Annotated in this window: 8 protein-coding genes; 7 read left to right on the forward strand and 1 reads right to left on the reverse strand. The window is 62.2% G+C overall.

All coding sequences use genetic code 11. The features are described from left to right. Position 1: 1 nt before the first annotated feature. Entirely contained in the window at positions 2-418 is a 417-nt protein-coding gene (locus tag ACK1U9_RS11925; protein WP_108480956.1) for a YbaN family protein, read from the forward strand. Here the strand turns inward: ACK1U9_RS11925 and arcD (ACK1U9_RS11930) are convergent. After that, a complete protein-coding gene (gene arcD, locus ACK1U9_RS11930) occupies positions 398-1,825 on the reverse strand; it encodes an arginine-ornithine antiporter (protein ID WP_046616967.1) in 1,428 nt (475 codons plus the stop codon). The two genes, ACK1U9_RS11925 and arcD (ACK1U9_RS11930), sit on opposite strands and share 21 nt — an antisense overlap. Positions 1,826-2,259: 434 nt before the next feature. Between arcD (ACK1U9_RS11930) and arcD (ACK1U9_RS11935) the strand changes: the two genes are divergently transcribed. From arcD (ACK1U9_RS11935) to ACK1U9_RS11960, 6 genes are all read left to right on the forward strand, one after another. Continuing rightward, positions 2,260-3,687 carry an arginine-ornithine antiporter gene (gene arcD / locus ACK1U9_RS11935; RefSeq protein WP_046616968.1) on the forward strand — a complete coding sequence of 476 codons (1,428 nt, stop codon included), beginning with the start codon at positions 2,260-2,262 and terminating at the stop codon, positions 3,685-3,687. A 33-nt stretch (positions 3,688-3,720) separates the two neighbouring features. Further along, complete coding sequence (gene arcA / locus ACK1U9_RS11940; protein WP_046616969.1) at positions 3,721-4,974, forward strand: arginine deiminase; 1,254 nt, start codon at positions 3,721-3,723, stop codon at positions 4,972-4,974. Between the two features lie 69 nt (positions 4,975-5,043). After that, complete coding sequence (locus ACK1U9_RS11945; protein WP_046616970.1) at positions 5,044-6,054, forward strand: ornithine carbamoyltransferase; 1,011 nt, start codon at positions 5,044-5,046, stop codon at positions 6,052-6,054. Positions 6,055-6,197: 143 nt separating this feature from the next. After that, the gene (arcC, locus tag ACK1U9_RS11950; protein ID WP_003257953.1) at positions 6,198-7,127 is read left to right on the forward strand and encodes a carbamate kinase; all 930 of its coding nucleotides are present in this window, start codon (positions 6,198-6,200) and stop codon (positions 7,125-7,127) included. Between the two features lie 55 nt (positions 7,128-7,182). Further along, positions 7,183-7,551: a DUF5064 family protein gene (locus ACK1U9_RS11955; protein WP_046616971.1), complete on the forward strand. Its 369-nt coding sequence runs from the start codon at positions 7,183-7,185 to the stop codon at positions 7,549-7,551. A gap of 175 nt (positions 7,552-7,726) precedes the next feature. Next, on the forward strand, positions 7,727-9,235 hold the full coding sequence (locus ACK1U9_RS11960) for a sigma-54-dependent transcriptional regulator (RefSeq protein WP_108480955.1): 1,509 nt from the start codon (positions 7,727-7,729) through the stop codon (positions 9,233-9,235). Positions 9,236-9,280 lie beyond the last annotated feature (45 nt).

Here is a 9,280-nt window from a genome sequence, read left to right on the forward strand (position 1 = left end):
CATGACCCGACCCGCCCGCTCGAAACTTGCCCGCCTGCTGTATGCACTCCTGGCTTACGTGAGCCTGGGCGTTGGCCTGGTCGCGATCGTCATCCCCGGCCTGCCGACCACCGAATTCATCCTGCTGGCCGCCTGGGCGGCCACGCGCAGTTCACCGCGCCTGTCTGCCTGGCTGGAGAACCACCGGCTGTTCGGGCCGATCCTGCACAACTGGCGCAATGGCAAGGTTATCCAGCGCCGGGCCAAGGTCAGCGCGACCCTCAGCATGCTGCTGTGCGCGGGCCTGATGCTGACGTTCCTGGAACACCGCTGGCCGGTGTTTCTGGCCATTGCCGGCATGGCCCTGGGCAACCTGTGGATCTGGTCCCGCCCGGAGCACGCCCCCTGCCCTGTCCGGTCACAAGCTCAGCAGCCCTGAGTACAGGGCATAGGCCGCCAGGGCGGCGCCGGCCAGCACGGCGGCGAAAATCAGCTTTTCCCAGGCAGTGAACAAGGCCTTTCCCTGCTCATGCTTGGCCCGGGCGAACAGGATAACGCCCGGCGCGTACAGCAGCGCCGACAGCAACAGGTACTTGAGCCCGCCGGCGTACAAGAGCCACACCGCATATACCAGGGCAATCAGCGCTACCAGCAGGTCCTTGCGGCGCAAGGCCGGCTGCCCGTCGTAGGTTTCTGCACGTACCGCCAACAGCACGGCGTAGGCCGCCGACCACAGGTAGGGCACCAGGATCATCGACGACGCCAGGTAGATCAGGCTGGTATAGGTACCGGCGGAAAACAGCGTGATCAGCAGGAAGCCCTGGATCATGCAGTTGGTCAGCCACAGGGCGTTGGCCGGCACATGGTTGGCGTTTTCCTGGGCCAGGAAGCGCGGCATGGTCTTGTCCCGTGCCGTGGCAAAGAGGATCTCGGCGCACAGCAACGCCCAGGACAGCAGCGCGCCAAGCAGCGAAACCGCCAGGCCGATACTGATCAGCAAGGCGCCCCAGGGCCCGACGATATGCTCCAGCACCGAAGCCAGTGACGGGTTCTGCAGCCCGGCCAGTTCCGGCTGGGTCATCACCCCGAGCGACAGCACATTGACCAGCACCAGCAGCGCCAGCACCCCCAGGAAACCGATCACGGTGGCCTTGCCGACATCCGAGCGGCGCTGGGCGCGCCCGGAATACACACTGGCACCCTCGATGCCGATGAACACGAACACAGTCACCAGCATCATGTTGCGCACCTGCTCCAGCACGCTGCCGAACTGCGGGTTGCTCAGACCCCAGATGTCACGGGTGAAGATATCGGCGCGAAAGGCGAATGCCGCTATCACCACGAAGATCAGCAATGGCACCACCTTGGCAACGGTGGTCACCTGGTTGATGAACGCCGCCTCCTTGATGCCGCGCAGCACCAGGAAATGCACCGCCCACAGCAGCAGCGACGCGCAACCGATGGCAATTGGCGTGTTGCCCTCGCCAAACACCGGGAAGTAGAACCCCAAGGTGCTGAACAGCAGCACGAAATAGCCGACGTTGCCCAGCCAGGCACTGATCCAGTAGCCCCAGGCTGAGGAAAAACCCATGTACTCACCAAAGCCGGCCTTGGCGTAGGCGTACACCCCCGAGTCCAGCTCAGGCTTGCGGTTGGCCAGGGTCTGGAACACAAAAGCCAGGGCCAGCATGCCGATCGCGGTGATACCCCAACCGATCAGCACTGCCCCCACATCGGCACGCGCCGCCATGTTTTGCGGCAAAGAGAATATCCCGCCACCAATCATCGAGCCGACCACCAACGCGATCAGCGCACCCAGGCGCAGCTTTTGTCCCGGTTCGCTCATGAGCTTTCCTTTTTTAACGCGCTGTCATGGGTTTGAAACAGCCATGCCGTCCATATAGATGGCGTTACTTATAATGATCCGGACCAATGAAGCTATAGCACTAATAACTGCTTTGTCTATGCCCGCTTCGAGTAAAAACTAGCAGCTCGCGAGCAACTAGAGAAGGGCCCGATAAAGCTCGAAATTCTTGTGAAAAATTTGCGAAAGCGGCAAAAGAGGCTAGCTTCAAGCTTCGCAGGCTGAACAGAGCGTTTGCTCTAGAAGGACATGGAGGTGCCAGCGTGCAAGGCCTGCAGCAAAAGTTGTCGGCACTCTCCGGGAGCTCCGTGAAGGAATTTTCCTACTTCACGTCGCCATGAACTGACCCAAGTCAGCGAATGGCAGCGGCGTCGGATTTACGCTGTCGTCAACTTTCTCCTGGCAGGAGTTGTTAAATGTCTGATTCATCCGGAAAACTAAAGCTCGGCGCGTTAGTTGCACTTGTCGTCGGTTCGATGATTGGTGGCGGGATCTTCTCGCTGCCGCAAAACATGGCTGCCAGCGCAGGGGTTGGCGCTGTGCTGATCGGTTGGGCGATCACCGCGGTCGGCATGCTGACCCTGGCGTTCGTGTTCCAGACCCTGGCCAACCGCAAGCCTGACCTGGATGGCGGGGTGTATGCCTATGCCAAGGCCGGTTTCGGCGACTACATGGGCTTCTCCTCGGCCTGGGGCTACTGGATCAGTGCCTGGCTGGGCAACGTCGGCTACTTCGTGCTGTTGTTCAGTACCTTGGGATACTTCTTCCCGATCTTCGGCGAAGGCAACACCCCGGCCGCCATCATCGGCGCGTCGGTGCTGCTGTGGGCAGTGCACTTCCTGGTGCTGCGCGGCATCAAGGAAGCGGCGTTCATCAACCTGGTCACCACCGTGGCCAAGGTGGTGCCGCTGCTGCTGTTCGCCCTGATCTGCCTGTTCGCCTTCAAGCTCGACATCTTCACTGCTGACATCTGGGCGGTTGGCACGCCAGAGCTTGGCAGTGTGATGAACCAGGTGCGCAACATGATGCTGGTCACCGTTTGGGTGTTCATCGGCATCGAGGGTGCGAGCATCTTCTCGTCGCGGGCGGAAAAACGCTCTGACGTGGGCAAGGCCACGGTCATCGGCTTCGTCACCGTGCTGCTGTTCCTGGTGCTGGTCAACGTACTGTCGCTGGGCATCATGACCCAACCGGAACTGGCCAAACTGCAGAACCCGTCGATGGCTGCCGTGCTGGAGCATGTGGTCGGCCACTGGGGCGCGGTGCTGATCAGCGTCGGCCTGATCATTTCGCTGCTCGGGGCACTGCTGTCGTGGGTGCTGCTGTGCGCCGAGATCATGTTCGCCGCCGCGAAGGACCACACCATGCCGGAATTCCTGCGCCGCGAGAACGCCAACCAGGTACCGGCGAACGCCCTGTGGCTGACCAACGCCATGGTACAGATCTTCCTGGTGATCACGCTGTTCTCCAACAGCACCTACCTGTCGCTGATCTACCTGGCCACATCGATGATCCTGGTGCCCTACCTGTGGTCGGCAGCCTATGCCGTGCTGCTGGCAGTGCGTAGCGAAACCTACGAACAGGCCCTGGCCGAACGGCAGAAGGACCTGGTGATCGGTGGTATCGCCCTGTTGTACGCCATCTGGCTGCTGTACGCCGGCGGCGTGAAATACCTGCTGCTCTCGGCCCTGCTCTACGCACCTGGCGCAATCCTGTTCGCCAAGGCCAAGCGTGAGGTTGGCCAACCTGTCTTCACCAACGTGGAAAAACTGATCTTCGCAGCCGTGGTCATCGGCGCCCTGGTGGCAGCCTTTGGCCTGTACGACGGCTTCCTGACTCTTTGACCCACGTCTTCGTTCAACTGGAGGAATGAAATCATGTCCGCTGAAAAACAGAAGTACGGTGTCCACTCCGAAGCCGGCAAACTGCGCAAAGTGATGGTTTGCTCGCCGGGCCTGGCGCACAAGCGCCTGACGCCGAGCAACTGTGACGAGCTGCTGTTCGACGACGTGATCTGGGTCGACCAGGCCAAGCGTGACCATTTCGACTTTGTCACCAAGATGCGCGAGCGTGGCGTGGATGTGCTGGAGATGCACAACCTGCTGACCGACATCGTCCAGCAACCCGAGGCACTCAAGTGGATCCTCGATCGCAAGATCACCCCGGACACCGTCGGCGTGGGCCTGACCAACGAAGTACGCAGCTGGCTCGAAGGCCTCGAGCCACGCCACCTCGCCGAGTTCCTGATTGGCGGCGTTGCCGGGCAGGATCTGCCGCAGAGCGAGGGTGCCGAAGTGGTCAAGATGTACAACGACTACCTGGGCCACTCCAGCTTCATCCTGCCACCGCTGCCCAATACCCAGTTCACCCGTGACACTACCTGCTGGATCTACGGCGGCGTCACGCTCAACCCGATGTACTGGCCAGCGCGACGCCAGGAAACCCTGCTGACCACCGCCATCTACAAGTTCCACCCCCAGTTCACCAACGCCGACTTCCAGGTCTGGTACGGTGACCCGGACAAGGACCACGGCCAGTCCACCCTAGAAGGCGGCGATGTCATGCCGATCGGCAAGGGCATCGTGCTGATTGGCATGGGCGAGCGCACCTCGCGCCAGGCCATCGGCCAACTGGCGCAGAACCTGTTCGCCAAGGGCGCCGTCAAGGAAGTGATCGTCGCGGGCCTGCCGAAATCGCGCGCCGCCATGCACCTGGATACCGTGTTCAGCTTCTGCGACCGCGACCTGGTCACGGTCTTCCCGGAAGTGGTCAAAGAGATCGTGCCGTTCATCATTCGCCCGGATGAAAGCAAGCCCTACGGCATGGACGTGCGCCGCATCAACAAGTCGTTCATCGAAGTGGTGGGCGAACAACTGGGCGTCAAGCTGCGCGTGGTCGAAACCGGAGGCAACAGCTTTGCCGCCGAGCGCGAACAGTGGGATGACGGCAACAACGTGGTGGCCATCGAGCCGGGCGTGGTCATTGGCTACGACCGCAATACCTACACCAATACCTTGCTGCGCAAGGCAGGTGTCGAAGTCATCACCATCAGTGCCGGCGAACTGGGCCGGGGCCGGGGCGGCGGCCACTGCATGACCTGCCCGATCGTGCGCGACCCGATCGACTACTAACGACCATTGCACCCGGCCGGGCCCACAACGCACCGGCCGGGACACTACCGAATCCAAGGAGAAGCTGTCATGGCGTTCAATATTCACAACCGCAACCTGCTCAGCCTGGAACACCACACCACCCGCGAGCTGCGCTACCTGCTGGACCTGTCCCGCGACCTCAAGCGCGCCAAGTACACCGGCACCGAGCAACAGCACCTGAAAGGCAACAACATCGCGCTGATCTTCGAAAAAACCTCTACCCGTACCCGCTGCGCCTTCGAAGTGGCCGCCTATGACCAGGGCGCCAATGTCACCTACATCGACCCGACCTCCTCGCAGATTGGCCACAAGGAAAGCATGAAGGACACCGCCCGCGTGCTCGGGCGCATGTACGACGCCATCGAGTACCGTGGCTTCAAGCAGGAAATCGTCGAAGAACTGGCCAAGTTCGCCGGCGTACCGGTGTTCAACGGCCTGACCGACGAATACCACCCCACCCAGATGATCGCCGACGTGCTGACCATGCGTGAGCACAGCGACAAACCGCTGCACGACATCAGCTACGCCTACCTGGGCGACGCCCGCAACAACATGGGCAACTCGCTGCTGCTCATCGGTGCCAAGCTCGGCATGGATGTGCGCATCGCCGCGCCCAAGGCGCTGTGGCCGCATGATGACCTGGTCGAGCGTTGCCGCAAGTACGCCGAGGAAAGCGGCGCGCGCATCACCCTCACCGAAGACCCGGTTGCCGCGGTCAAGGGTGTGGACTTCGTGCACACCGACGTGTGGGTATCGATGGGTGAGCCGATCGAAGCCTGGGGTGAGCGCATCAAGCTGCTCAAGCCGTATCAGGTGAATGCACAGCTGATGAAGTCCACCGGCAACCCGCGGACCAAGTTCATGCACTGCCTGCCGGCGTTCCACAACTCTGAAACCAAGGTAGGCAAGCAGATCGCCGAACAGTACCCGGACCTGGCCAACGGTATCGAAGTGACCGACGACGTCTTCGAGTCGCCGGCCTGCATCGCCTTCGAGCAGGCGGAAAACCGCATGCACACGATCAAGGCGATCCTGGTATCGACACTGGCTGACCTCTGACAACCACCTCGATCCTGTGGGAGCTGGCTTGCCGGCGATGCAGGCAACACGGTGCCTGGCATCGGCTTCGCCGATGATCGCCGGCAAGCCAGCTCCCACATTGGATTGAGGCGCTCACCCTATATCCGCAAAGGACATTCCCCATGCGTATCGTTGTTGCATTGGGCGGCAACGCCCTGCTGCGTCGCGGCGAGCCCATGACCGCTGACAACCAGCGCGCCAATATCCGCACCGCCACCGAACAGATCGCCAAGATCCACCCAGGCAACGAACTGGTCATCGCCCACGGCAACGGCCCGCAAGTCGGCCTGCTGTCGCTGCAAGGCCTGTCCTACAAGCCCGACGAGGCCTACCCGCTGGACGTGCTGGGTGCCGAGACCGAGGGTATGATCGGCTACATGATCGAACAGGAACTGGGCAACCTGCTGGCATTCGAGGTGCCGTTCGCCACCCTGCTGACCCAGGTCGAAGTGGACGCCAACGACCCCGCCTTCAAGGACCCGACCAAGTTCATCGGCCCGGTCTATGGCAAGGAAGAGGCCGAGCGCCTGGCCAAGGAAAAGGGTTGGGTGGTCAAGGCCGACGGCGACAAGTACCGCCGTGTGGTGGCCAGCCCGAAACCCAAGCGCATCTTCGAGATCCGCCCGATCAAGTGGCTGCTGGAAAAGAGCAGCATCGTGATCTGCGCCGGCGGCGGCGGCATCCCCACCATGTACGATGAAAACCGCAAGCTGAAGGGCATCGAGGCGGTGATCGACAAGGACCTGTGCTCGGCCCTGCTGGCAGAGCAGCTGGACGCCGACCTACTGATAATCGCCACCGACGTCGATGCCGCCTATGTTGACTGGGGCAAGCCCACGCAAAAGGCCATTGCCCAGGCCCACCCCGACGAACTCGAACGCCTCGGCTTCGCCGCCGGTTCCATGGGGCCGAAGGTGCAGGCAGCCTGCGACTTTGCCCGCAACACCGGCAAAGTGGCAGTGATCAGTTCGCTGGAGAACATCGAAGACATCGTCAAAGGCACCGCCGGCACGCGGGTTTCCACCGCCAAGCCGGGGATCAGCTACCGTTGAATGCAGTGGGCGGGCGTCAGCGCCCGCCATTTTCGACCTTCCAAAGGAGCTTGCCATGGCCCAGTACCAGCCCGGTCATGTACACATCGAGCGCACTGCGCTGAACCAGAACGACCACAGCTATGACTTGAACATCGAATACGAGGCAGTGTCGGACCCCAAGGAAGGCAGAGGCATCCAGTTCAAGATGCATGGCAGCATCGAAGGCAAGCCAGTGGAAGAAAAGTTCTTCCTGGCCAAGGACCAAGTGTTGCCCAGCTTCCTGATGCAGCTGAGCCGAAGGGCGCAGTCGTACCTGCCGTCACCGAAGAAATTCGAAAACCTGAGTTCGCCGCACAAGCTTTATGACCATATGTTCGCGGACATTCGCGAAAAGCTGGATGTGAAATCGGGCGATCCGATCAAGCCTGAACATCTGGAGTGATTTCAGGATCCGGGGGCTGCTTTGCAGCCCATCGCGACGCAAGGCCGCTCCTACAGGGATCGCGCAAGTTTTGGGACCTGTAGGAGCGGCCTTGCGTCGCGATAGTGCCGCAAAGCGGCCCCGGCGATGTTGAGGCATACTACCGCCCTCCCCGGCCACCACTTCACCGTCCCCCATGCGCATCCACGTCAGCTTCATCGACCGCGTCGGCATCACCCAGGAAGTCCTCGCCCTGCTCGGTGCCCGCAACCTCAACCTGGACGCCGTGGAGATGGTCCCGCCGAACGTCTACATCGACGCCCCTACCCTCAGCCCTGCCGTGCTCGAAGAACTGCACGACGCGCTGTTCGAGGTACAGGGCGTGCAATCGGTGGACGTGGTCGACATCCTCCCAGGCCAACGCCGGCACCTGCAGCTCGATGCCCTGCTGGCGGCGATGAGCGACCCGGTGCTGGCCGTGGACAGTGCCGGCAAGGTGCTGCTGGCCAACCCGGCGCTGATCGAACTGTGCGGCCGCGAATCAGCTGGGCGCTCGGTGGGTGAACTGTTCGGTGACGCGGCGCTGCTGCAGGCCCTGCTGGACAACAACTTCCACCTGCCCATGCGCGAGATGCAGCTCAACGGCCAGAGCTTGCTGCTGGACGCCATGCCGATCACCAACGCCGGTGGCCTGCTGACGCTATACCCCCCTACACGCATGGGCGAACGCCTTTCGGCCCTGCACCACGACCATGCCGAAGGCTTCGATGCCTTGCTCGGCGAATCACCGGCAATCCGCACTCTCAAGGCCCGCGCCCTGCGCGTGGCGGCACTCGATGCACCACTGCTGGTGCATGGCGAAACCGGCACCGGCAAAGAACTGGTAGCCCGCGCCTGCCACGCCATCAGCAGCCGCCACGCAGCGCCATTCCTGGCCCTGAACTGCGCTGCGCTGCCCGAGAGCCTGGCCGAGAGCGAATTGTTCGGCTACGCCCCAGGCGCCTTCACCGGCGCGCAACGGGGCGGCAAACCCGGGTTGATGGAACTGGCTAACCAGGGCACGGTATTTCTCGATGAAATCGGCGAGATGTCGCCATACCTGCAGGCCAAGCTGCTGCGTTTTCTCAGCGATGGCAGCTTCCGCCGGGTGGGTGGCGACCGCGAAGTGAAGGTGGATGTACGCATCATCAGCGCCACCCACCGCGACCTGGAGCGCATGGTCGCCGAAGGCAGCTTCCGCGAAGACCTGTTCTACCGCCTTAACGTGCTCAACCTGCAAGTGCCGCCGCTGCGCGACCGTGGCCAGGATATCCTGATGCTGGCGCATTTCTTCATGCAGCAGGCCTGCACGCAGATCCAGCGCCCACCCTGCCGGCTGACCCCGGCCACCCATTCGGCACTGCTGGCCAACCCTTGGCCGGGCAATGTGCGCCAGCTGCAGAACGTGATATTCCGCGCCGCAGCCATTTGCGAGGGCAACCTGGTGGATATCGGTGACCTGGACATCGCCGGCACCTCGGTGGCCCGTGGCCAGGACGGCGAAGTGGCCAGCCTGGAACAGGCCGTAGGCGATTTCGAGCGCGAGTTGCTGCAACGCCTGTACGCAAGCTACCCATCGACGCGGCAACTGGCAGGGCGCTTGCAAACTTCACATACCGCCATTGCGCAGCGCCTGCGCAAATATGGAATACCAGGCAAAGCCTGATACCTGCCAGATAGCGTCAACGGGGGCTGCTACGCAGCCCATCGC

The organism is Pseudomonas sp. XP1, assembly GCF_053557675.1.